Genomic DNA, 23,330 nt, shown 5'->3' on the forward strand with positions numbered 1-23,330 from the left:
AGCGCCAATCAGGCGCTTAGAGCTAGAGCACTTAATTACTGAAACAACTTTCCATCAGCTAAAGATGCATAAATTGATGTAAACGAATCTCCCTGCTTCTCTACAATAACGCGAAGTTTTAAAACACCCGTTAAATCTACACTCACAGGAATAGGATTATTCCCACCCTTTACATCTGTCACTGTGAGCAATTCGTTATCATCTCCAATAAATTTGAATGAAACAGTGTCTGGGGAGTTCTTTGTTTTATCGTCGATACCTACAAATGCTGTAAACTTTTTATACTGTCCATTTAGGTTGTAATCAATAGACTCAATAGAACCGTTAAAATAATTAGTATTAAAGTTAATCCCTTTTTGATAAACATTAGAAGCAATTTGAATCTTTTCTCTATTATAGTTTTGATTAAAATCAATATAAGACTCACTTGGTGCATCTAATCTAGCATAACTAATATCACTCAAATATTTAAATGATCCAGGCTTCTTGCCAATCCAAGCAGTAGAATTCTTACTATCGTAATTAAGCTCTTTACCGAGGGCTTTCGTAACGTCTTTTAAAGGAACATACAACTGTCCCTTATATGTAATAGCTGCATCTGTGCTGGGCTTTTGTACGCCATCGATCATATATTTTACTTGCTGGAAAACCACATCAATCTTTATCGAGCTAGCAGCAATCGCAGCAGAGGACGATATAAGGCTCCCTACCACCAATCCAATTGCTATACCTTTCACCTTATCCTTCACAAATAACACTCCCTTTCCGTTTTCCACCTACTATTCGACAGAATTCCTTATTTTCCCTCTTGGGTCTAAAGAAATACTTTTAAAAAATAAAGATTCCACACCTACTGAGACAAAAGTTATAAACCAGGTCTATTTCCTCAGCACTAATAATCTTGTTATCCAAGATATAAAAAAAGCCCCTCATTACTGAAGGGGCTCCCGCTTCTGCTCTCGTCGTTCAAAATGATAATGCAACCGATACAAGCAAATTTCCTGCGTCCACTGATACAACGTCAAGCGATCATCAGGCGCAATCTCAAACCTCAAACCGAAGACGCCATCTTCGAAACGAGTCGTACTTCCCTTAGCCGATCCCCACTTCGTCATCGGCATATTCTCAATCAACCGACTGATGCCGCCTTCATCATAGTTCCATAGTTTCTGAGATTCCTTGTCAGAAAAGTCGATGCGCCGCCGGTATTCCTTTTCCGTAAGGTAGTTGTGAAAGAATGACGCTACCTCCTTGGCGGTGACCGGCTCAGCCCAATGCTCCGGACCGCGCTCCAGCATATACAGAAGCACGATCATTTTGTAGCTTTTGGTCATAACCGTCTTCTCTACATCGCGGATCCAAGCTTCGTAGCGATAATAAACTTCCTCTTCTTCATTCGTTAGGCACTCTGCCCACAGTAGAAAGCCGACGTACGAACCAAATTCACCACGAAACTCCCAGCTGTTTGAGCTGCCATGCAGATGAAGTTCAAGATAGGTCGGAATGCACCCAAGCTCATTTTTCAGATCTAGAAACGACCGCAGCAGGCGATCGCGATGCGGCAGCTTCTTGTGGCTCAGCTCTTCCAGCAAATTAATGACTGCCGTCTCCAGATGAAGCTCGCAGCCCGCGGGTACTGAGGGGATGACCGGCTCCTTTGCGGTTCCCTTGAATCCTTCGTCAATTGAAAACAGCCGCAACTTCACATCCGCATTGCGGTAGTTGCCGATCAGATCGACAATGGTACAGTGCGTTTTGCGCTCCGACAACCGCAATCCACGACCGACCTGCTGCGTAAACACCGTCAGCGATTCCGTGGGACGGACGAAAAGCAACGTGTCCACTCTAGGGATGTCGACGCCCTCATTGAACAAGTCCACCGTGAAGATAACTTCCAGCTCCCCGGTGTCCAGCATCCGAATGGCCTTTTCCCTCGAGATTCCGACCGTACCTGAGTGCAGACTGATCGCGGGCACGCCTCGATCCTGGAAGTATCCAGCCAAGAAATCAGCCTGCCGAATGGAGGAGCAAAAGCCGATCGTTCGGGTCTGTTTATGCTCATGCCAGGCCTCGAAGATCCGCTCAGCCAACGCATCCCGAAGCTGCGCAGCCGTTAGCTGTTCATCGTCATAATGTGTGCCCAGCCAGTGGATTGAAGAATAATCCGTATCGTCATAGACGCCGAAGTATTGGAACGGAGACAACCAACCGCGCCGGATCGCCTCGATAAAGTGCAGTTGATAGGCGACATTGCCGTCACAAAGGGCATACACGTCCTTGCCATCCATCCGATCCGGCGTCGCCGTGATGCCGAGCAAGAACTTCGGTTGAAAGTATTGGATGACCGACTGATAGGAGTTTGCCGCCGCATGGTGGAACTCATCCACAACGATCAGATCGAATCGATCCGGCGAGAACGACTCCCGGTGCTTCTTCATGCCCAAGGTATAGATGGATGCGAAAACACACTGAGCGTCCCCCTCCTTGGACACGCCGTTGTATATCCCCAAGGACTTATCCGGCATGATCCGTTGAAATGATCGCTTCGCCTGATACAGGATCTCCTCTCGATGCGCGATGAATAGCACACGTTCAAACCGCTGCGCGAAGAACCCGGCCAGATAGGTTTTACCCAGACCGGTGGCCATGACGACCATCGCCTTGTCGTATTCCTCCTCCAGCGTTCGCTCAAGCGCATCTAACGCATCGAGCTGCGCAAATCTGGGCTGGATCGTCGATAGCTCAACGGAGGCCGCCGACTCCTCTACAGGAGCATTCCCACTATCACTCCGGTACTCTTCTTCTTCCATCTCCGTGATCTGGCGGATGAGCTCCGGATTTTTGCGATGATAGGCTCGATATTCTTCTTCGTAAAGGGAGATCGTGTGCGCGTTCAGCGGCAGCGTGTTTTCGTGATAGAAGTTCTGCATGAACTTCTCCAGCGCCAACTGGAACGTATACGGCTCGGCCTTTGCATTCATCGCCAAGTTCCACTCCATCCCCATCCGCATCGCGGACATAGAGAAATTCGAGGAACCCACGACAAGCAAACCTTCGCCGTTCTCGTAGTCGAAGAGATAGGCTTTCGGGTGAAAAGACGTCCCCATACTCCGCCACAACCTAGCCTCCAGCCGGGCGTCAATATCGAGCAGCGCCTGCAGCCCTTCCGGCTGCGTTACAAACAGATAATCGCCGGCGAGCACCTTCACCTCGGCGCCCCGTTCAATTGCCCGCTTCAGATGCGGCGCCAGAAGGCGCACGCCTGATTGCATGATGAAGGACGTCATGATATAGATCCCTGAAGCATGCTGCATGCCGAGAATAAGTTCGTCACCAAGGTTCTCCGTGATCAGCTTGACGTTAAGCGTCGTCGACATCGATTAGATACACCCGCTCATGGAAACCACCTCGCGCCTCGGCTTTCCGCTCCCGAATTGCCTCCAGCTCTTCCCACGAAGCACCATGCACGGTTGCTAGTGCACGGATTATCTCCAGAATATCAGCCAGTTCCTCCAGCGAATCCTTCGGATTCTGAGCTGCGAAGTATTCCGCAGACTCTTCCTTGAGCTTCGTGACGAGCTCTTTAATATACTCTTCCTCATCGAGAATCCGCGTGCGATACGCCAAGCTCTTGGCCTCCAGCACTTGGGGAATTCGATCACGTACAAGCTTATTGTAAACTGGCATTATATAATCACCCTTTCCCAAAAAATATTTTTATATATTGTAACATGGTAAAGGAATGAGGCGATCACATGGGTTAATGACCTTTTTTCATACCGAACATACTTTACAGGTCAATCTCCACAATCATTACTTGTTTTCTCCCTCATTAACTCCTAACTCCTAACTCCTAACTCCTAACTCCTAACTCCTAACTCAATGTACTAAAATTGTACATAAAATTGATTTCATTTTTAGACGCTTCAAATTGCAAGTAGAGACTAAATTACTCAACTTTCGCAGCATGAAATCGGCAAACAAGCCCTGATGTAACTGGGCAAACTGGCAATCCATTGCTGGAGTTGACGCTGAATCAAAGCCCCCAGCTTCTTTCCTGCTTTCGTGGCGATTTCGCTGATCAGATCAAGCAGTTGTTGCAAGGCGACTGTCCAATCCAGCGTGCCGACTTCGTCGCACAGCACATAAAACAAACCGCCGAACGTGCGTGCATCTGTACTCTGTCGATGCTGCCAAGCCAGTAGCAGGTAACGCGAAAAGACAATTGTGGTGTGGCTGATCAGCAAATCATAAGAGCGGCCTTGGAATTCCTTTTGCAAACGTAGCAGTGACTTGGTGCATTTGAAGAAGACCTCGATGTCCCAGCGGATCGCGTAAATTCGGATGACGTCCTCTACACAGAGCGCTAGGTCTGTCGTTAGAACGGCGAGCCAATCATTCTTCTTCGAGCGGTTGCGAACGAATACCACATGCACTGGCGTGCCGCAAGCCAGCACCGTTCGGATCGAGCGGAGAATGCTGCGTTTCTTGCTCGCTACAGGCGTGGCGACTGAGTAAAGCTCTTTAAGCGACAACTTCTGGCCTTGCATAAGGAATCGTTTGTTGTCGTTCTTGACCATGCCAATCACATCAAGTCCACGGGAGACGATTTCGCGAATGAGCGGCGCATGCGTGAACCAACTGTCCATCAAGACATAAGAGGCGGTTGCTCCGGCCGCCAAGACGCGGTCCAGCATGGACGCAACGACTTGCGGAGCCGACAGAAGCGCTTCCTGCCGACGCTTGTAGCCGTGCGACCGTTTGTCGACGGACTCATTCATGCCGGTGATCGCCGACTTGCTTGAACTGAGCAATGCAAAATCCACGGGTAAGAACGTGTGGCCGTCCGACCACCCCATCGTTAGCATGCGGAAACCTTTGTAGTACGCACCTGTCGCATGATCTTTGAACCGGGCGAGCAACTCAACGGCTTTGCTGCGATTGCGTTCGAACATCGAATCGTCGACGATGAAGACGGCATCCCGATCCGCAGACGTCAGCGCGTCCACCTTCTTTACGGTGGCGACACTAAGCGAGGTCAAAAACCGGCGCCATGCAAGGCCGGTATGATTGAGAAAGCGATAAACCGCATCTTTGCCGGGCATGGAATCATCTTTGCGGCTCTCCAGCAGACGAAACCAGTTTTTCTGATGAAACAACAGAACGAAGACGAGTTGAAACAATTGGGCGCAGCTAAAGCCAAAGCGTTTGCGAAATCCAGCTTGCTGTAAATGCTGCATGACTTTCAATTCTTGAAACGTCGGTTTTAGTTCGTTAGGCAGTTGATTCAAATTGGAGGGTTGGGCTATCATAAGGGTAGACACCTCTTCGGTTGAAGTGATTGCTCGACACTCTCACTTTATCAAACGGAGCGGTGTTTTTCTATTTACAAGCCCAATACCTGATCGCCTCGCGAGCTTACAACGACCTGCACTTAAGATGATTTTTGCTCTGCGAAAGTTGAGTAAATTAAATCATAAAAATATGATTTTTTTTTGATAAGCTCAATTCCCCCTGATAAATCTAACGAGATTTATGATATTCTGGAAATAAAAATACAACTAGGTGGATATAAATGGCGATTAAATACTTACATCAAGTTACAGCTATGTCCCAACAAAGCTTTAATGTTCTCGATTTGTTTTCCGGAGCGGGGGGGATGTCAGAAGGATTTTTACAAGCGGGATTTAAAGTGCCAAACGCTTGTGATTATAGTATTGAAGCATCTACAACCTATCAAAATAGACACAAACAATTAGGATATAAAGAATCAAAATTCCTCAATAGTGATATTGGTGAACTCACAAAGCCTAAAAAGTTAAAAACCTTTTTAGATGGAGTTACTATTGATGTTGTAGTGGGAGGCCCTCCTTGTCAAGGCTTCAGTCTTAGTGGGAAAAGAAGCAAAGAAGACCAAAGAAACCGCTTATTTCTCGATTACTTGAAAATTGTAAAAATGGTGAAGCCAAAATATTTTGTTATTGAAAATGTTGAAGGGATGCTTACTTTTAAATTAGAAAAAGTAGAAGGCGTAAGTGGGACCATCTATGAAAATGAATTTGTACCTGACATCATTGTAAAGGAGGCCCAAAAAATAGGATATTTTGTAGAATATAGATTGCTAAACGCAAAACATTTTGGTGTTCCACAAAACCGTCCACGCGTAATTTTTCTTGGTCATAGAGTAAAATATACAAAAAACAAAATAATCCATTTGGTAACTCCACCGAGATTTCCCGAACCTAAAAGCTCATTCATTTGTGTCAAGGATGCAATTTCTGACTTAAGTTTCCTTAAATCAGGAAACAAGTCTCTTACATATAATTCCTTATATAAACCAACAGCCTTTCAAATGGCTCTTAGAAATGGACTAACGCCTAGTATTAATGGACAAACCATTATATCCAAAACCATATTTAACCATTCAACTTCAAAACATAATGAGAATGTTGTAGCCCGCTTTAATTTGTTAAAAAACGGAGAAAGCATTGGGGAGTTATTAAAGCGCCTTTCAGTTGAAGACTTAAAAAAATATAAAACAAAAAAATACAGATGCAGAAAACTCGATCCAAATAATGTATCTCCCACCATACTTACATTGCCAGATGATATAGTCCATTACGACTCTACGAATCCTAGAATACTATCTGTTAGAGAATTTGCAAGATTGCAAACTTTCGATGATAGTTTTGAATTTTTAGGAAAAAGAACGACAGGTGGAGATAGAAGGAAACACGAGACTCCGCAATATACTCAAGTAGGTAATGCGGTTCCTCCTTTGTTTGCTAAGGCAATTGCAACACAGATAATGAAGGCTTTGTTAGGAATTTAATATTTATTTGTTATTTGGAGGTGATTATTTGCCTACACTACATTTTAGTTCTTCAACGAATATAAAGGACCTTGTAGGTAGAAGACTTGTAACCAATAAAATTTCTGCGATTTTCGAATTAGTTAAGAATTCATTTGATGCTGATGCTGAAGAAGTTAACGTTTTAATAGATCCGGATAAAGATATTTTAATTATAAGTGATGATGGTTCAGGTATGGACTTAAAAGATATAAAGACCATGTGGATGGTAATTGGAACTGATAACAAAAAAGGGATTAACTTGACCCCAAAAGGTCGCCCGATTAATGGAGAAAAGGGTATTGGTAGGTTTTCTGTCGATAGATTAGGAAACAAGCTTCAACTGATAAGTCGGAAAGAAAACACGGATCAAACCATATGTGTTGATTTTGACTGGGGGAAATTTGAAGATCAAGAGAATAAACTATTAAGTGATATCCCCATCCAATATTCTCTAAACACATCTATCAAAAAGAAAAAAGGTGTAATTTTAAAAATATCAGGCTTGCGAGATTCATGGACTAAAACTGAAATTGAAACACTCGAGAAGCGTCTTAAAGGCATGCTGTCTCCATTTTCGAGTCTAGAAAACAATCCATTCAAAATCATACTAGATTGCAAGAAATTTGGATATGACAAAAAAACATTAGAAGCTTATAAGCTGGATGAGATAAGCTCACTCTGGGTTGAAATGAACATCGAAGTCAGTAATCCTCATGTTGTTAACTACGAGGTATATAGGAATGGCGCATTAATTGAAGAAAACAGTTATCCAAACAAGTTTAATTTTGGGCCGGTTAAGGTAGTTATATATTCATTTGATAAGGGAGATAAGCAATCTTTTAATCATAGATTTAAAGAACATGTCAAAGATTACGGAAACATTCGAATTTATAGGGACGTTTTTCAAATTTATCCTTATGGTGAGGCGCAAAATGACTGGCTTGAACTTGAATTAAGAAAATCACAAGGACATTTTAGGTTTTTGGGTGTGCGCGATATTATAGGTTTCATTCAAATCTACCGCGAACATAACACTCAATTTATTGACGCAACTAATAGACAAGGTCTAGAAGAAACAGAAGCCCTTAATCAATTAAAAAATTTTATTGGAAAAGATGTAATGAGTAAATTAGAAGAATACTTTTTTTTCAAAAAATTCAAAGTTGCTGACAGCCAACATGTAGAACATCGTGTTGAAATAACAGAAGCCACGAAAAAACTAAATACAATGGCTAAAGATATTAAAAAGTTCTCTCCTGAACTGGCTAAACAAGTTACAGATCTTACTAAAGTAATTAGAAGTAGCAATATTGAACAAGATAAAATTATTAAAAATCAACAACAACTTGTTGAGGTATACAAGAGATTAGCTAGCAAAGAAACATTGCTTCAAGGTATTATTCATCAGGTTTTAATTCGCTTACAGAATTTAGAGACTTCCGTTTGGAACCAAAGAGCAGACTTAAAGAAAATTTTAATAGATGAAAGTTTGCTCAACATTATTTCCAACAATGAAAATTTTATTTTAGAAACAGCAAAAGAAGTTAAAAGCTATTTATTAGGTGCGAGAGATTACCTTCTCAAAAAAAGGGAAAAAGTTGAAATAAATCTTTTTGAACAACTTACAAGGATATTCAATTCTTTTAATAATACTTTTACAAATGAAGGTATACAGCATTCGCTGAGCGGACCACAAAACGTAAGGTATAAAGTAGACTTAAACGATCTAAAAGTAATATTTGAGAACCTTATTTCCAATGCAGTTAAGTCTTTGAGAAATATTTACGATAGAAATAAAAACATAACTATCTCTTATGAAGTATCTGCAACAAAATTAAACATTTTTTTTAGAGATAATGGTGTTGGTATAGATGAAGCCATTATTCCTCACATTTTTTCTCCATTCTATACAACTACAGAAGGTGGTTTTGGAATGGGACTTTCTATCGTAGATGAATTAGTTAAGAATAATAATGGAGAGATTAATCTTATTAAATCTGACATTGGTGCTGCCTTTCAGATTAGTTTTAACTTGGGGGATTAATACATGCATGACTTTACAAGAAATATCATGATAGTAGATGACTCGAAAAATATAAGTAACGAGATTAAGCAATATATCAGTATATTTGAAAGTTTAAAAGCTGAACATCAACTAGACTTCAACTTGAACTTCACGGCGATTCAAAAATATGATCAAGCAATCACTTTACTTGAAAGTAAAGACTCAGTTTTTGATGTATTGCTCATTGATTACGATTTAAGACAGACTGGCAATGCAGAACGTGGTAGTGATCTTGTCAGGGAAATTAGAAGCAGGATAAACAAACATTGTAAAATTATTTTTTATACAATGGGTGATCTAGCAACTGTCTTTCCCCATAGAAATGACTTAATAAATTTATTTAATCAAGGTATCTATAAATTTCTTTCTAAGGATACATTCTCTCAAAGTCATAATATTTACGGACAACCAGAATTACAGATCAGAGTAGAAATAATGATTGAAGCAATTCATAACATAGATTTTGTACAAGTTACTCTTGAGCGATACTTTGCTGAATATGGAGATATCGTCTCTGAAGAACGTATTAGGGTCAATAATAATGAATATACGCTTAATGAGATCATTACTCTCATTAGACGTGATGAAGACACAGGTAGGGTTTATAAAAGTAACCTTGCAGAATCAGTTATTATTCATAATTTAATATCCGGGAGATAAGATCATTGAAAATAATTCACTTCTTTCCTCGTTCATTAGGGATAAGATTTTTAAATTCATTCAAGCAATTTCTTCAAGAATCATATGGTTATGCCTATATTTTTCACGATAAATCCGAAGGTTTAGTTTCCGAACTCGTCAATAGACACAATGAAACTGATATCGTGATATTTACTGCACATGGTACAGAGGATAGTATAATAGGAGAGATGGTCAAAGGCGAGGAAGTATCTCTTCGTGAAGACAAACTTTCTAATCTGAAACACTCCTTTGTATTTTCTTTTTCGTGCTCTACAGGTGCCTTAGGAGAGCGTTTATGTTTAAATTGTAATGTGTTATCTTATATAGGCTTCAACGATATAATCAATTTATCCGTCAAATCGGAAGACAATGCATTCAAACAAGAATTAACAAAAGTATTGAAGTTAATATATAGTAGTGCTTTACAAATCTCTTTTGACACATTTATAAAAAGAAGTTATGATGTCGGACAATTTTCAAGGTTAATTTCTTTGAATTTGAAACGCAGCTTTTCAACGGTTCTTGCAATGAATAGTAATCAATTGAGCACCTATTTTAGTATTAGTGCCGTAACTTCTTCTAATCCAGCTTTTATTAAAAAGCTGCATAGTGATCTTCTAACTACTATCGATTCGGTAAGGTCAAGAATTGTTGTCCATGGCGAAAAAGGGTTTATTCCATGGTTCTTTATTGAAGATGATGAAGCAAAGAATCGAGAAATAATATTGAAATTAGAAAACGTTAGTTTCTCAAGCCAAAATGAATATTATCGCTTTTTTATCTTGGCTTGGCTTTATCTAAGAATTGGGCAGAGCAAAAATTCCATTAGAGCCTTCAATAAATCTCATAAACTGTTTCCGGATTTTGAACCACTAAAATTATTTCCTTTTAGTTCAGAAGACTTCGAACAACTGTACTCTGAAACAGAGGCAGGTTGAATTTCTAATGTTCAAATAAAACTAGGTATAACACAGCCCCCACAAAAGAAGCTTGTTGAGGGGGCTGTGTTATACCCACTGATAAACTAAAGATATACAGGTCCATCATCCAATAAAGTCTAGAAAAATCAAAGTTTCAGCATTATGCATAACTGGAAGTAGAAGTTCAAGTATTATTCCTGTGACTCATGCACCACCATTATGCGCCTCCATTGCACCTCTAAATATTTCTGAAGCTCCGGATCACGGCAATACAAATAGCATCCCTTCATCCCTCGAGAGATTAAGACTTTGTATATATTCTTAATCAGTTTCGTCAGACGCTCATTATCGTTTTTCAGCCCGCGTTTCCCCATCTTGTCCTTATAAGCGTCATAGTCCGCATAGATCTGCTTCGTATCTGGGTCATATTGCAGATCATTTCCGATGATCACGCCGACATAGTCGAACTCCAGTCCTTGCGAGGTATGCACGCACCCAATCTGTTCCACGCCTCGCTCATCGATCGCCCAGGTAGACAGCGCTCGCCCATTCCATGGCATCTTGAACTGATGCTCTGGAATGTCGACGTCCTCGACCTCTCCGTTCGGATTGCCGTCCTTCGCGTCGGTCCAGTTCCACGCATACCCGGCTAGCATGCGAGCTTTGTAACCCTCATCGACCTTCCGCTTAATTTGGTCATATACGGAAAGTGGGCTGTCCATAAGCATAAACTGGAAAGCATCCTGATCCCAGCCATTAAAGTTGCCTGTCTCTCGGATCTGGAAAATGTGATCGATCCAATTGAGGAAGCCCTCCGCTCCCGAGCAGCGAAACTGCGCCGACAAGGCGTATTCGAGGACATCGGAGCTGTTCAATTCGGCGATCCGTTTAATCTCCTCGACGGTGCCGATGTCGTCGGGGCGAATGCGCTGGAAGTCGTCGATGAAGAACACGTTGACCTTGGATGATTTAATGATGTCTTCAATCTGGTTTACGCCCTGATACATATAGGCGCCCTTCCCCTTCAGACGGTGGGCTTCGTCCACGATTAAGACGTCAAAGAAGTCGGCTGGGGAATTGTAAAACTGACCGGAGCCGGAGAATAAATTTCGAACTCTCACTTTATGCTTCGCTTGCCTATCAACCAAGGTTTCTACCATCGCCGACCGGAAGGAAGCATTGGGAGCGACGAATTTAACGTTCAGCTTCTTCTTTAGCAAGCCACCTAATGCGTTCATCGAAATCACCGACTTGCCGGTACCGGGGCCGCCCTTTACGATGACCGTCTTCTTCTCCGTAACGTCCTTAGCTGCGCTGATGATGGATTCATAAGCAATCTTCTGTTCGTCCAGCAGCGTGAACTCGGTACTGCCCTTGAACAGTCCGTCTATATGCTCAATAAGCTTCTTGGAGGGACGGATTTTCCCGTTCTCAATTAAGTAGAGCAGATTAATGCCGTTGCCTTTGCCGGTATGTTTATGGATAAAGTCCTGAAGCTTCAACGTATCTTCAGATCGGAATAAGGGCGCCTTCTGGATAATCGGTTGGTACTGCTCACTCTGAAGCGGGTCCGGCTGCGGTGACCTGTAATTATGCAGATAAGCGCAAGAGTAGCTACGGAGCTGATTCGAGTGAACGGCTTCGTTCATATCCTCGAGATGCTGTCGGTAGGACCATGCCTGATAGGAAGGATGCGGCATTTCCCGCTCCCGCCCTCCGACGCAAGCCAGGACCACATCCTCGCGATCCGTTGCTTTGGCCGAGTCCCACTGCTTCAGTTCCACGATGATGAAGTTTTTGTTGCCAGCCTCGTCGTGCCCCGTCACGATAAAATCGACCCGCTTGCTTGTCGCTGGAATATTGTATTCAATTAAGATGCCGCAGTCATCGGCAATATTGGAGTTGCGAATGACGCGCTCCATAAATTGCATCGAGTTGTTCCAGGCCCGAATCTCCCCTTGGCTTGGATGCATCCCCATCTTGCGCACGAAGGCCTCTTCGATCGTAACCGTGAGCAGATTGCTATCTACTTTTTCCCGAAATTCACGCGCGCTACTGCTAAATATAATCAAGGTCCGCACCTCTATAAGTCTGTATATTTGTCCTTCCGGCCATATGCCTTCTCCACCGGATACTTCTGCTCGTTCTTGGCCAGCTTGTCCCGAATGACATCCTCAAGCCTGACATCTACGGCATCCGCCAGATAAATGGCATAGATGAGGACATCCGCCAATTCGTCCGCGATACGCTCTTTCTTCGAATCCAGCGCTTCCTCGGACGTTTTCCATTGGAAGTTCTCCAGAAGTTCAGACGCCTCAATGCTTAGCGAGATCGCCAGATCCTTAGGGTTGTGGAACTGCTCCCAGTTGCGATTTTTGCGGAACTCCAGGACCTTTCTTACGATCTCCTCATTCATGGGTCGTCCTCCTTACCTATACTTCAGATTATATAGTAGAATTTGGGTGCTGTGGCCGTTTTCGTCGAATAGACACTTATGACTGCAAAAAAACTCCCTTCCAACGACGAATACCGCGTGAGAGAATCCCTCTTTTAGATTTGCATCGTTGGTACGTCTCCCTAATAAGTGATCAGAAAATGAGTAATTCTTTTCAGAAGGTACCATAGAAAAATGGTACTCCCTAAGAGCCGCAGCCGATGCTAGGCTTTTCCTGGGGGTGCACAATGAAAAGGATTATCTTCTTATCTGTAGTTCTGTTTTTACTCGTGCCGTCAGTAGCCTTCGCAAACTTCGTATGGCCTGCAATGTACATGACCAGCTACGTATATTCCTGGAAAATCATACTGGCAAGCATATTGCTCGAGATGATCGCGATCCGGTGGATGACCAAGTTCCCCATCCTTAAATCCATGGTCGTGAGTGTAGTTATAAATGCAGTTTCAGCAGTGATTGGGGCTTTCCTATTGCCCTTCTCAGGAATCGTTTGGGAGTTAATTTACGGTCCGATTAGGGAATGGATCTTTGATTATGGCACCTTCCACTGGAGTACCTGGATTACCACCTTATTTATTGCCGCATGTATGAATGTAGTTCTGGAAGGTTTGGCAATGCGAATCATTTTTAAATTCCGAAGCTCGATCGTACATATTCTTCTCCTCTTTCTCGTCAATACCATAACCATTCTTTTCGCCGCTTTCGCCATGCAGAAGGAGCATCCGTTCTTTTGAAACTGGAGGTAATCATCGCGGCTGTCTTGGTCAGATGGACCGTGCTGCTTAGCGGACTTCTGTCTAAGCTGATGAGGGGCGCAAGATCCATCTGCAACTTATTTCCAGTGCGATCGTCAAATATCATAAATTCGAAGTCAGCCTGCTCTGCTTCGTAATTCCTTAGTACCATTTTGCCTTTCCGGGAGGGCGAGGGCTCGTGTCAAAAAGACTGAAGAATATCGTGCTTACTCTCGTCGTGATCCTATTCGTCTACTTTTTATTTCTTCCCTCAATAACGCCTGAACTAGCCGTCCGAAAGCAACTGTTATTTTCCTTTCACCCCATTAAAGCAGTAACGTCTGCGGTGCGGCAAGGTAGCATAAAAAACGACCCGAAATATGGAACGCTCTATGAAGTAGCGGATCAAGCTATAACCGAACCATTTATATATGTTAAAAAATCATGGTTAGGTTGGCGTGTAACTTCTGTTGGATCAGGACCGTGAGTCGATCTCGACATCCATGAAGAAGCTCCGCCGTCTTATAGGGACTGCGGAGCTTTGCCTCATTATAGCTCGGTCAAATTGCCACTAGCTTTAATGCACTTGCATAATTCTACTCCCTGCTTCTACTCCCCATTCAGCTCAATCTGCTCCAATATCTCCATACATTCTTCTACAGTTCCTTCATTGGTCATTACCGTGAATATATGCTTGTCCGTTATTAAGTGAGCAACTCTTCTTACTTCTCCATCTACGTAGATGACTGCATGTCCTTGGATCTCGGTTTTTTCCTTCTTTTCAGTGGCATAGGCGTCGCTTGTTAAAAACCATTGAAGCGTCTCCTCTTCAGCGACCGGCTCAGATGCCTGGACAAATAAATACTCCACACCGCCTGATGTTCGAAAAGTAGTTCTGAGTGTGAATCCTCTCTCCGTTTTCTCAGCCGATATAGCCGATCTTTCTAAATAAGAGGTTTCGTCTTCTTCGGGTGCGTGTGAGAGCTGAACCGACTTGGGTACGAAATTCTCGTCAGCTGGCACCTCCGATATATCGATGTGACCAAGCGGCAGATTACTTGAGATGTCCGTTGGCTTCGGCACGGCAGGCTCTTGATCCGGCAACTCCTCCAAGCCTCCAGCTTGTGCTTGTCCGCCTTGTTTCACAATGGGGTCTGGTTGGTGCTCGATCCCCACCGAGCGATGCGTAACGAACAGCACCGTTAATACGACGAGCAATGACGCCAGACTTACATGAACCAACCAGGAACGAATCGGCTTTGACGCTGTAGCTTCGGCATTTTGAGAACGCAGCACTATTTTTTGCAGCAACCGATCGTTAAACTTTTTTTGTTTAAAAATATCCGCCTGCAAGTCCTTATACCAATCAGGATCTGAATGGTTCATACGCGTAGTCCTCCCCCAATCGTACATTCATTTTTTTCCGTGCCGCAAAAAGTCTCGACCTTACCGCTCCCTCCGAAATATCGAGCAGCTGAGCGATCTCTGGTATGGACAGCTGATATTTGGCGTGCAGGATCAGGATCTCTCTGGATTTTACAGGCAGCTTCAGGACAGCGATCCACACCTCATTCGCCGCTTCATGATCCAGGTAGGTCTGTTCAGCGGATCTGCTGCTTTCCTTTAAGCTCACGTTTCCGACAAGAAAAACCTTACGGATAAAAGCGGACTTCCGATAGTTGTAGCTGATATTGCGTGTTATTTTCAGCAGCCAAGTCTTCATGGATGACTCGTTCCGGAAGGATACGACATGACGGAATACCTGCAGGAATACATCCTGGGTAATGTCCTCCGCCATGCTCTGATTTTTGACAATGGAATAGGCGTAGTTCCAGACCTCTTGACCGTATTCGTGCATCAGCGCTTCAAATGTTATGGGATCTAAATTTGCCATCGTACGAATGGAGCCTTCCATCAATTCTCACCACCTCGATATATAGACAACTCAAACCGAGTTTTGTTTGCACAAAAAAACCAGCGGCATGCTTGGACTGGAAGTGAAGTCCCAGGATGCGCTGGTACACTCATCTATCGAACATTAGGGTAGGTCAAGTTTTTTAACTAGCGACTGGCGCTTTGCATCCTTGTAGAACTGATTGCGATTTCCATCATAATAGAAGATGTTCTCCTGCTCTGCAGACTTCTGTGTCAACCGAATGCGATAGAGTCCCTCAGGCATCAGAAAAGCATCGCATGTAATGTCGTAATTCGTGCCAGCCGCAGACGGCTTGAACCCAAACCGCTTGGCAAATAGCCCCCTGACCTGCTGGAGATCCCACTCTAAATTCTCGCCCGTTTCCCCATAGAACACGGCCGCTCCATTCTCCACTTTAGCGTACCATCTTGCTATGACCGTATCGCTGCTTCTTGGCATCTCAATGACGTATTCGTTCCATCCATTCTTGTTCTTTTCCGTGAACGATAAGACGTAATACAGATACAGATCGTCGGGATTGCTAGGCGCTGTTGATGAACCTGGCGAACGCCAGTAGAAATATCCCGTCTTCTTGTCTTTATTAATCCATCGGGCGTTCGTTGCTGCATCGATCAAGTTGTATTCTTTGCGAAGCTGCTCCAAATTCTGATCCTGACCATCAAAGGACAGTCGCTTCAGCTTCCGCTCATGCGCCTTAACAGCGATCTGATGATGCGGCGTGCGGATCTCAAAATCCCAATACCCGTTAGCCTTTAACATGGCTTCTGTCGTCCCATTGAGATAATCATTCATGACTTCAGTTAGATTCCAATCATACCGCATATAAAAAACGGGATATTCTTTCGTTGGAAATACTATTTTTGAAAGGCCTCTGTCGATTAAGTATGGCTTGATCGGGTGATCCCAATGGTCTACATCGGAAATGATAACCGGGGCGGCTGCGCTTTTCTTCGGCTCTTGTTGGCCAGTCGATGGCGTTTGGCGCGAATGTTGGACCGGGTTAGCAGCATGACTTGCCTTATTTGGACCGTTAACCTGCGCCGAGCCGGATGGCTCCGATTCACCGCAGGCCGTGGTCGCTTGCAGAATGAGGAACAAAACGATTCCATATGCGAACAACGCGTACTTCATGAGACCCCTCACCTATGATCAAATTAATCGGATGATCCGTTCCAATCCTTGATTTCAATCCAAGGACTGTTCGAATTTTCTCTCTCGAAGGCCGTTCCGAACGCGCCTTTGAGCGGCGTTATCAGGCTAGGATCCTTATCGAGTAAAGCGTATACGTTTACGATGCTAATGTTTGATTTATTGCTATTATATTCATCGTCCTCGGTACCTTCGAGCAACCTCCATCCGCTGTCCTCCTCCCGGTCTGGCTTTTCACGGTAGAGCCACCGCACGCAGCCGCCTTCTTCCAGGCATTTATTTGAGACGACAGCCATTTGTTCGCCAATCTCTAACCAACGCGGATCGTCTTTGGGGATTAAAATTCTGGCAATATGCCTGGGCTCGAATTCAATGATATCGCCAATCTGCAAGGATTTAATGTATACGGGCTGATTGGTTAGAATCCCGGTGTACGTCTGACTCCATCGCTTCTTCCCGGTCACTTCCACCCACATTCTTTCCGCGCGAGGATCGTCCTCGGCCGGATGTTCTAGCACAAAGTGCAATCTGACCAAGTCGCCTTTCTTTTGCAATTTTCTCTCTTTAAGATTGGGGATAAAAAATGTATTTGGATATCGTAGATTCGTTTGCTCTACGTCCTCCAGGCTCCATTCCAAGTTTAATCTTCCTTCCTATCCTGGCATTAATAAAAACCGGCCACTTCTAATTTCACTATTCATCCAACTAAAATATTCAACTAAAATGAAGAATTTCCTTTACCATCCCGATTACCGATTCGGCGATTCCATTTACATGTACGGTCGTAAATAACTGCCCCCTTTGTCTGCCATTTAATGGGCAAAAGTGGCACCCCTTCTCGTGGTTATCATTGGTATACTTGATGAGACACCAAGAAGAAGGGATCTGAGATGCATTGAGTAAGGTTTTATCGGGGTTGTTGTTCGCTTCCGCCATGTTCCTTAGCTTGCCTGGACAGGCATGGATGGAGGCGGCCCCGCCCCAAGACGTACAACTGCAACAGGACTCGGAGGTTCACTTTCAGGATCAGATGTTAGAGACTGCGATCAGGCAGCAATTGCAAAAGAAAGATGACGCAGCCGTTACGACGACAGACATGGCGTCATTGACCACCCTCAATCTTACAGGCGTAAAAAGTATAGCGGGCTTGCAATATGCGACGAATCTGACGCAGCTGTATCTATCTGCGGGCGAGGTTGAAGATATTAGACCGCTCAGCGCCCTGACCAAGCTGACGAGCTTAAACCTCTCGGACAATCACATCGCGGATCTCAGTCCGCTTAAGCCGCTGACCAAGCTGCAATCTCTTTACCTCACAAAAAATCGGATCACGGATCTCCAGGCGCTAGCCGGATTAACCCGACTGAGCTCGCTCTACGCGGGGAACAATCAGATCAAGGATCTGGCTCCTCTGAAGAAGATGACGCAGTTGGTCGACCTGAACTTCGCGGGCAATTTGGTTTATGATCTCGAGCCTTTGCGATCTCTGAAAAACATCGCTTACTTGGACCTATCTTACAACCGCGTATGGAATCTGGAGCCGATTCGCAACCATACATTTGCGCATTATTACGACACGGGCGCGCTTATCTACGGGCTTAATTTTGTAGGCAATTATTTGGATCTGAGGCGCACTTCCTCATCGTACAAGATTCTTAATGCGCTTGAACAGATGGACAGTCCGTCAAGCACCACGCCGATCAAAAAATTCGAACGCTTAGTCATCGGCAGCACGACCGCCTATATCTGGGAGAGCCCTTTTCAGCTCACACATGCCCCGTTCATTGTATCGGACCGCACGTATGTCCCCATTCGGTTCGTGTCCAAGTGGTTGGGGGCTGAAGTCGGCTGGGACCAGACCAAGAAAGAAGTGACGATTCGCAAAGGCACGCAAACGATCCGTTGGACCGTGAACGAGAAAAATGCCGACGTAAACGGACAGACGGTACCCTACGATGTGCCGATGCTGCTGAAGAACAACAGCGCGTTTGTCCCGGTACGCTTCGTGTCCGAACGGCTGGACGCCTCCGTGGAATACATGACAAATCCGAAGACCGTGCTTATATTTGATCATAAGTAACTGAAATAGCCTGCCGGCGATCCGGCAGGCTTATCCGGGAGGAAGCAGCCATGAGCGATTTAAAACAAAAGATCGTTTACGAACGCGGAACGAACGAATTGCTGGAGAAAAGCTTGCGCGCGCAAAAGCTTATGCGTGGAACGGAACGCCGGTCACCTTATCGCAAGGGAAAGCAGGAGCACTGACCATTTTGGATGAGAAACGGGAAAATAACCAAATCACGCTCACCTATGAAGTGTCGGGCGCCCGCATCTTCGATCAAGTGCAGCACCTCTGGCTCGAGGACGGCAAGGGCAACCGATACGACAAGGAAAACGGGACGATTCGCAGGGAAGGCGGCAACAGGTATCAAGTTACTTTTTCGAATATAAGCGATGTCGATACGCTGTATGTTTGCACGTATCAGTTAAACGTTCATTATTTGAAGGAGCTTGAGGTTACGGTGGATATGGCCTAATGACTATACGGCAGCCGGTTTGAAGACCGGCTGTTTTTTTACATAAAGCTGGTTCAGGTTGGTAGAACGTTGACATGAAGAAATGGCGCGTATAAAATAAAAAATATTGATCGATCAGGATTTTAAATGATCAATCAAGTTTAGGAGATGAATCGAATGGAAAATAAACAATATCTGATCGCTGAAGCGCGCAGAGAACAGGTCATCAAAGCCGCTATTAAGGTTTTGACGGAAATCGGATACCACAGCACAAGTCTTTCCAAGATCGCAAATACAGCCCATATAAGCACAGGACTTATTTCTTATCACTTCTCCGGCAAGGAAGATTTGATGAGAAATACGTTGATGTATCTGGTTGAGCATGAGCGAAGCTATATCAAGGAAAAAGTTGCGCCGAAACCAACCTACATGGAGAAATTGGTCGCTTTTATCGAAGCAAGCCTGGCCTATGTGGGTACGAACGGTGAAAATAGCAACGCTATGCTTGAAATCGTTTTTAATGGCCGCACACCGGACAACGTCCCCTATTACCAGGCCGAAGTTCATGAGGAAGACGGACTACTCGTTTTGTTGAAGGACATTCTCCGCAATGGACAAGAAACGAAAGAATTCGGTGACTTCGATCCCCAAGTGACGGCCATGATTATACGAGGAGCGGTTGCAGCGGCGAGGGGGCTTCCTCAAAAGGGGGATGCGTTAAGCCTGGAGGCGTACAGTGAGCATGTAATCAAGAGCATTTTGAAAATGATTCGCTGACACACATTCGAACAGGGAAAGGAAATAATCGATGATCCATCATAAACGGTATGGTCCAATATTCGTGCTGATCGTTCTGATTCTCATCGGGACGGCATGTCAGTCGCGCGATTTACTCGACAAGCTGCCTGCTCACGAGCAAAAGTGGACGTTTACGCAAGGCAAGCAGCTCTCGCTCGTCGTCGACAGCGAATATGACGTGAGCATGGCGTTTATCGCGAGCGCCGACGGATCCAATTATATAGAGATTAGCGGCAATATGCAGCAGCACACGATCGATCAGCTGGAAGCGACGGAGATTGTGGGGAATACACTGAAGGTGGAGCTGAATAAGGATGTGAAATTAGTCGCCCCCAATTACAAGTCCACCAAGCTGCAGATGACCGTAGCTTTGGCGAATGACGCCCGGCTGCAACAGGTCAGCTACAAGTCAAATGCCGGCCATGCAAGCTTTACCGATTTGAAGGCCGAACATGTCGACGTTTCTTTTCATTCCGGCGATGTCAAGGTGGATGGGCTGCAGGGCGCTTTGACCGTGGAGGGGACTTCCGGCAATATTACCGCCGCAGACATCGACGGTTCGGCCGACGTCTCCTTGCGCACAGGAAAGATCAAGTTCGATCGGTTTAAAGGAGACGGCGTATTTAAACTAACGTCCGGCAGCATTGATTTGACGGAGCAACGTTCGGATAACCTGGATATTTCCGTGCGTACCGGCGACGTTACGCTGTCGCTCGACCCGGCGTTCAAAGGATTCTTTGACCTGAAGACCATGACCGGACGCGTCAACGCGCCGGAGCCCCCGCAAGAGACGACGGACAAGATCAAAGTACGGGCAACCTCGGGTAATATTCGCATCCGGTGACCCCCTTGAAAGGAGTCCGGCATGATTAAGAAGCGCAAGTGGCGCAGAGCCGCAAAACGCGTCCAGGCCGGTAATGGGCGTCCACTAAAGCCGATCCGATGGTGGCAGCTGTTCGCCCGCAGCTTGTTCTACCTTCCGTTGACGAGTGATGAGGGCCGACAGGCCGTCTTCGCCGTTGACGTTCCGCATTGGCAACAGCTTCAATCGGACGACGGGAGAGGCAAAGCACACCTGTACCTCGATGGCAAACATTACGCGATGTCCAAACTTCCTGCGGCTTTCCCCGTTCCGGGAGGAACGATCATCGTAGAGACCTCAGCGTTCGGCATGAAGCGTTGCCACTTTGTGACCGACGAGGGACGCATGCAACAGCTTATCCCGGATGCACGCTCCGCGGAAGGCTATCGCACTCGTCTTGACAGCACACACCCGGTATTGAGCCGATGGATCGGATTTGGATCGCTGGTCTTGCTCATCGTTCCGATGGTGCTCGCCATTCCACAGGTCATCGAAGCGGTCTCCAAGGTGCCCCCGATCGCTCAGCAATTTGGTATTTTCATCTCGCCCATTCATTTGCCGGTATGGCTCAACGTCGTGCTCGGGGCCTGCGCCGTCGCAGCCAGTATCGAGCGCGCAATGCGATTGCGATGGAATGCGCTGCTTGACGGGTCCACTTGAGGGTTCTGTTAAAGGAGTGACCTCTCTTCAGGAGAAGAGCCCTTCCTCCGCTTCCGTTAAGCGATATAAATAATAAAGTCCTTTCATTTGAAGTCTGATCCATCCTGTTTTCACTAGATCCTATGCCTTGCTAGTCTAAATCGCGATCCTGATTCTCGGTTACCATAGATTAGCGCAATAAGAATGAAAACTGAGCTTGGCACATTAGCAATCCATGAGAAGCCCGGCCTCCTTTGGAATGATAAGATGTTGTTGAATGCCAAAGCCTGCCGAGTCCCGTCGGCGGGCCGTTCAACCAACGGTCACGAAAATGGGAGGCGTTATTGGAATGGCTAAACTGATCTATCCTATTAATCTATCCTTGGACGGCTACATGGAGGACGAGCGCGGCGATCTCGATTGGTCGGTCTCCGATGACGAGACCTATGCGTTCTGGACCGGCTTCCAGCGGACGATCGGCACCTACCTGTACGGGCGCGGGATGTACGAGTCGATGGTGTACTGGGAGACGGCGCACGTCAGCGACGACGAACCGGCGGATAAAGCGCGGGAGTTCGCGCAGATCTGGCGAGCGGCCGATAAGATTGTGTATTCCAGCACCCTTCCGACGGCAGCAAGCGCCAAGACCAAGGTCGAGCGTGAATTTGATCCTGAGGCGATCCGCAGGCTGAAGGCGTCGTCGGAAGCAGACATTACGATCGGCGGCCCCGAGCTTGCTGGACAGGCCATGCGCGCGGGACTGATCGACGAGTGCCACCTGCTTCTTAATCCGATCGTCTTAGGCGGAGGCAAGCGAGCATTGCCCGACAACCTCCGCGTGCGGCTCGAGCTGCTCGGCGAGCGCCGCTTCCGGAGCGGCATTATTCATCTCCACTACCGCGTGACCGTCTGACCGACAGCCAACTCAGCGACAACAAGCTGCCGCAGATCGGCAGCTTGCTGCGTTAATGGCCATTTAACGGAAGAAAAATCCTAGAAAAGACTGATCAGCTTCGACCCAAGTATAGCGACTGTCAATCTGGAGGATGCAAATTGCGTGCCGTTCCAAGTCAGAAGGTTCTCGACATAGCCTAACGTATCGGCGTTCGTCGTCCCGATAATGCGTTGCAGCGCAAATAAATCGTAGCCCACGCCTCTCTCGTTCGTCACGATGGGAAACAGTCCGCCTAGCGCAAGGACCTCGCCCTGGACAGGCTTTTTCAGCTTGCCGTCGTCATCGTAATATTGCGATAAATAGTCGTAGCCTTTACTACTAATGTCTATAGTAAATAGCACGTCAAGCTGCGGATTACTGACGCTCACCTTGTAGAAGTCCTCGTAATTCACGTTAAACTTATAGGCCTCGTTATATTTTTCAAAGTCAAACATCTCATAAACGACATTGTTCTTGAAGGAATACATATAAAAGATCCCGTATCCCCCGCTCCCGCCGGTATCGATGCTGACTAAAATGTCCTGTACGTTATCCTTGGAAAAATCCCCAAGGAAGAGCCTCGCATTGTATCCCGCGTTATTGGGAAGATTGACCGCCGTGCTGCGGTTCGAACGCCCATCTTGAATGATCAGCGTAATGTGGTCGGCGAAGGGTCCATCGGATTGGTTGCCGTATAAATACACGTTATCAAGGATGCCGTCCCCGTTAACGTCTCCTTGCTTCGCGTCGAGCAGCACAATGCTTCGTGCATGAGCGTAATGCATTCGAAC

General features: G+C 45.6%; 24 protein-coding genes. 13 read left to right on the forward strand and 11 right to left on the reverse strand.

Annotation, left to right across the window (positions count from 1 at the left end):
• Positions 1-35: 35 nt before the first annotated feature.
• The 4 genes from KB449_RS23205 to KB449_RS23220 form a co-directional block, all read right to left on the reverse strand.
• Positions 36-749 (reverse strand): NPCBM/NEW2 domain-containing protein, encoded by a 714-nt coding sequence (locus tag KB449_RS23205; protein ID WP_282910620.1) that lies wholly within the window; start codon positions 747-749, stop codon positions 36-38.
• A gap of 183 nt (positions 750-932) precedes the next feature.
• Complete coding sequence (locus KB449_RS23210) at positions 933-3,377, reverse strand: DEAD/DEAH box helicase family protein (protein ID WP_282910621.1); 2,445 nt, start codon at positions 3,375-3,377, stop codon at positions 933-935.
• Positions 3,361-3,687, reverse strand: a complete 327-nt coding sequence (locus tag KB449_RS23215; protein ID WP_282910622.1) for a nucleoside triphosphate pyrophosphohydrolase — start codon at positions 3,685-3,687, stop codon at positions 3,361-3,363. Before KB449_RS23215 ends, KB449_RS23210 begins: the two co-directional genes overlap by 17 nt.
• Before the next feature lie 266 nt (positions 3,688-3,953).
• Positions 3,954-5,312, reverse strand: a complete 1,359-nt coding sequence (locus tag KB449_RS23220) for an IS4 family transposase (RefSeq protein WP_282906693.1) — start codon at positions 5,310-5,312, stop codon at positions 3,954-3,956.
• 263 nt (positions 5,313-5,575) lie between these two features.
• Here KB449_RS23220 and KB449_RS23225 point away from each other — a divergent pair, with 263 nt between their 5' ends.
• The 4 genes from KB449_RS23225 to KB449_RS23240 are packed head-to-tail and all read left to right on the forward strand — an operon-like array spanning position 5,576 to position 10,537.
• A complete protein-coding gene (locus KB449_RS23225; protein ID WP_282910623.1) occupies positions 5,576-6,832 on the forward strand; it encodes a DNA cytosine methyltransferase in 1,257 nt (418 codons plus the stop codon).
• A 28-nt stretch (positions 6,833-6,860) separates the two neighbouring features.
• The gene (locus KB449_RS23230) at positions 6,861-8,897 is read left to right on the forward strand and encodes a sensor histidine kinase (RefSeq protein WP_282910624.1); all 2,037 of its coding nucleotides are present in this window, start codon (positions 6,861-6,863) and stop codon (positions 8,895-8,897) included.
• A 3-nt stretch (positions 8,898-8,900) separates the two neighbouring features.
• The gene (locus KB449_RS23235) at positions 8,901-9,578 is read left to right on the forward strand and encodes a response regulator (protein WP_282910625.1); all 678 of its coding nucleotides are present in this window, start codon (positions 8,901-8,903) and stop codon (positions 9,576-9,578) included.
• A 5-nt stretch (positions 9,579-9,583) separates the two neighbouring features.
• Positions 9,584-10,537, forward strand: a complete 954-nt coding sequence (locus KB449_RS23240) for a hypothetical protein (protein ID WP_282910626.1) — start codon at positions 9,584-9,586, stop codon at positions 10,535-10,537.
• Between the two features lie 173 nt (positions 10,538-10,710).
• Here KB449_RS23240 and KB449_RS23245 read toward each other — a convergent pair whose 3' ends face one another.
• Both KB449_RS23245 and KB449_RS23250 read right to left on the reverse strand, forming a co-directional pair.
• Positions 10,711-12,591: a DUF2075 domain-containing protein gene (locus tag KB449_RS23245; protein WP_282910627.1), complete on the reverse strand. Its 1,881-nt coding sequence runs from the start codon at positions 12,589-12,591 to the stop codon at positions 10,711-10,713.
• Between the two features lie 11 nt (positions 12,592-12,602).
• Complete coding sequence (locus tag KB449_RS23250; RefSeq protein ID WP_282910628.1) at positions 12,603-12,935, reverse strand: nucleotide pyrophosphohydrolase; 333 nt, start codon at positions 12,933-12,935, stop codon at positions 12,603-12,605.
• Positions 12,936-13,201: 266 nt separating this feature from the next.
• Between KB449_RS23250 and KB449_RS23255 the strand changes: the two genes are divergently transcribed.
• Entirely contained in the window at positions 13,202-13,705 is a 504-nt protein-coding gene (locus KB449_RS23255; RefSeq protein WP_282910629.1) for a hypothetical protein, read from the forward strand.
• A 199-nt stretch (positions 13,706-13,904) separates the two neighbouring features.
• The gene (locus KB449_RS23260; protein WP_282910630.1) at positions 13,905-14,192 is read left to right on the forward strand and encodes a hypothetical protein; all 288 of its coding nucleotides are present in this window, start codon (positions 13,905-13,907) and stop codon (positions 14,190-14,192) included.
• A 122-nt stretch (positions 14,193-14,314) separates the two neighbouring features.
• On the opposite strand, the gene KB449_RS23265 is transcribed toward KB449_RS23260, so the two are convergent.
• The 4 genes from KB449_RS23265 to KB449_RS23280 form a co-directional block, all read right to left on the reverse strand.
• Positions 14,315-15,091: a hypothetical protein gene (locus tag KB449_RS23265; RefSeq protein WP_282910631.1), complete on the reverse strand. Its 777-nt coding sequence runs from the start codon at positions 15,089-15,091 to the stop codon at positions 14,315-14,317.
• Positions 15,072-15,620, reverse strand: a complete 549-nt coding sequence (locus tag KB449_RS23270; RefSeq protein ID WP_282910632.1) for an RNA polymerase sigma factor — start codon at positions 15,618-15,620, stop codon at positions 15,072-15,074. Before KB449_RS23270 ends, KB449_RS23265 begins: the two co-directional genes overlap by 20 nt.
• Positions 15,621-15,743: 123 nt before the next feature.
• Positions 15,744-16,772, reverse strand: a complete 1,029-nt coding sequence (locus KB449_RS23275; protein ID WP_282910633.1) for a hypothetical protein — start codon at positions 16,770-16,772, stop codon at positions 15,744-15,746.
• A 23-nt stretch (positions 16,773-16,795) separates the two neighbouring features.
• Positions 16,796-17,428 (reverse strand): immunity protein Imm33 domain-containing protein, encoded by a 633-nt coding sequence (locus KB449_RS23280; RefSeq protein WP_282910634.1) that lies wholly within the window; start codon positions 17,426-17,428, stop codon positions 16,796-16,798.
• Positions 17,429-17,685: 257 nt separating this feature from the next.
• Between KB449_RS23280 and KB449_RS23285 the strand changes: the two genes are divergently transcribed.
• The 7 genes from KB449_RS23285 (at position 17,686) to KB449_RS23315 (ending at position 22,518) form a co-directional block, all read left to right on the forward strand.
• The gene (locus KB449_RS23285) at positions 17,686-18,870 is read left to right on the forward strand and encodes a stalk domain-containing protein (RefSeq protein WP_282910635.1); all 1,185 of its coding nucleotides are present in this window, start codon (positions 17,686-17,688) and stop codon (positions 18,868-18,870) included.
• Between the two features lie 50 nt (positions 18,871-18,920).
• Positions 18,921-19,055: a hypothetical protein gene (locus KB449_RS23290; protein ID WP_282910636.1), complete on the forward strand. Its 135-nt coding sequence runs from the start codon at positions 18,921-18,923 to the stop codon at positions 19,053-19,055.
• 5 nt (positions 19,056-19,060) lie between these two features.
• Entirely contained in the window at positions 19,061-19,327 is a 267-nt protein-coding gene (locus tag KB449_RS23295) for a hypothetical protein (protein ID WP_282910637.1), read from the forward strand.
• Between the two features lie 156 nt (positions 19,328-19,483).
• Positions 19,484-20,083, forward strand: coding sequence for a TetR/AcrR family transcriptional regulator (locus KB449_RS23300; protein WP_282910638.1), 600 nt, complete (start codon positions 19,484-19,486; stop codon positions 20,081-20,083).
• Positions 20,084-20,114: 31 nt separating this feature from the next.
• On the forward strand, positions 20,115-20,948 hold the full coding sequence (locus KB449_RS23305) for a DUF4097 family beta strand repeat-containing protein (RefSeq protein WP_282910639.1): 834 nt from the start codon (positions 20,115-20,117) through the stop codon (positions 20,946-20,948).
• Positions 20,949-20,969: 21 nt separating this feature from the next.
• Positions 20,970-21,626, forward strand: coding sequence for a hypothetical protein (locus tag KB449_RS23310; RefSeq protein ID WP_282910640.1), 657 nt, complete (start codon positions 20,970-20,972; stop codon positions 21,624-21,626).
• Positions 21,627-21,954: 328 nt separating this feature from the next.
• Entirely contained in the window at positions 21,955-22,518 is a 564-nt protein-coding gene (locus KB449_RS23315; RefSeq protein WP_282910641.1) for a dihydrofolate reductase family protein, read from the forward strand.
• A gap of 80 nt (positions 22,519-22,598) precedes the next feature.
• On the opposite strand, the gene KB449_RS23320 is transcribed toward KB449_RS23315, so the two are convergent.
• On the reverse strand, positions 22,599-23,324 hold the full coding sequence (locus KB449_RS23320) for a VCBS repeat-containing protein (protein WP_282910642.1): 726 nt from the start codon (positions 23,322-23,324) through the stop codon (positions 22,599-22,601).
• Between the last annotated feature and the right edge of the window lie 6 nt (positions 23,325-23,330).

The organism is Cohnella hashimotonis (assembly GCF_030014955.1).
Classification (GTDB): Bacteria; Bacillota; Bacilli; order Paenibacillales; family Paenibacillaceae; genus Cohnella; species Cohnella hashimotonis.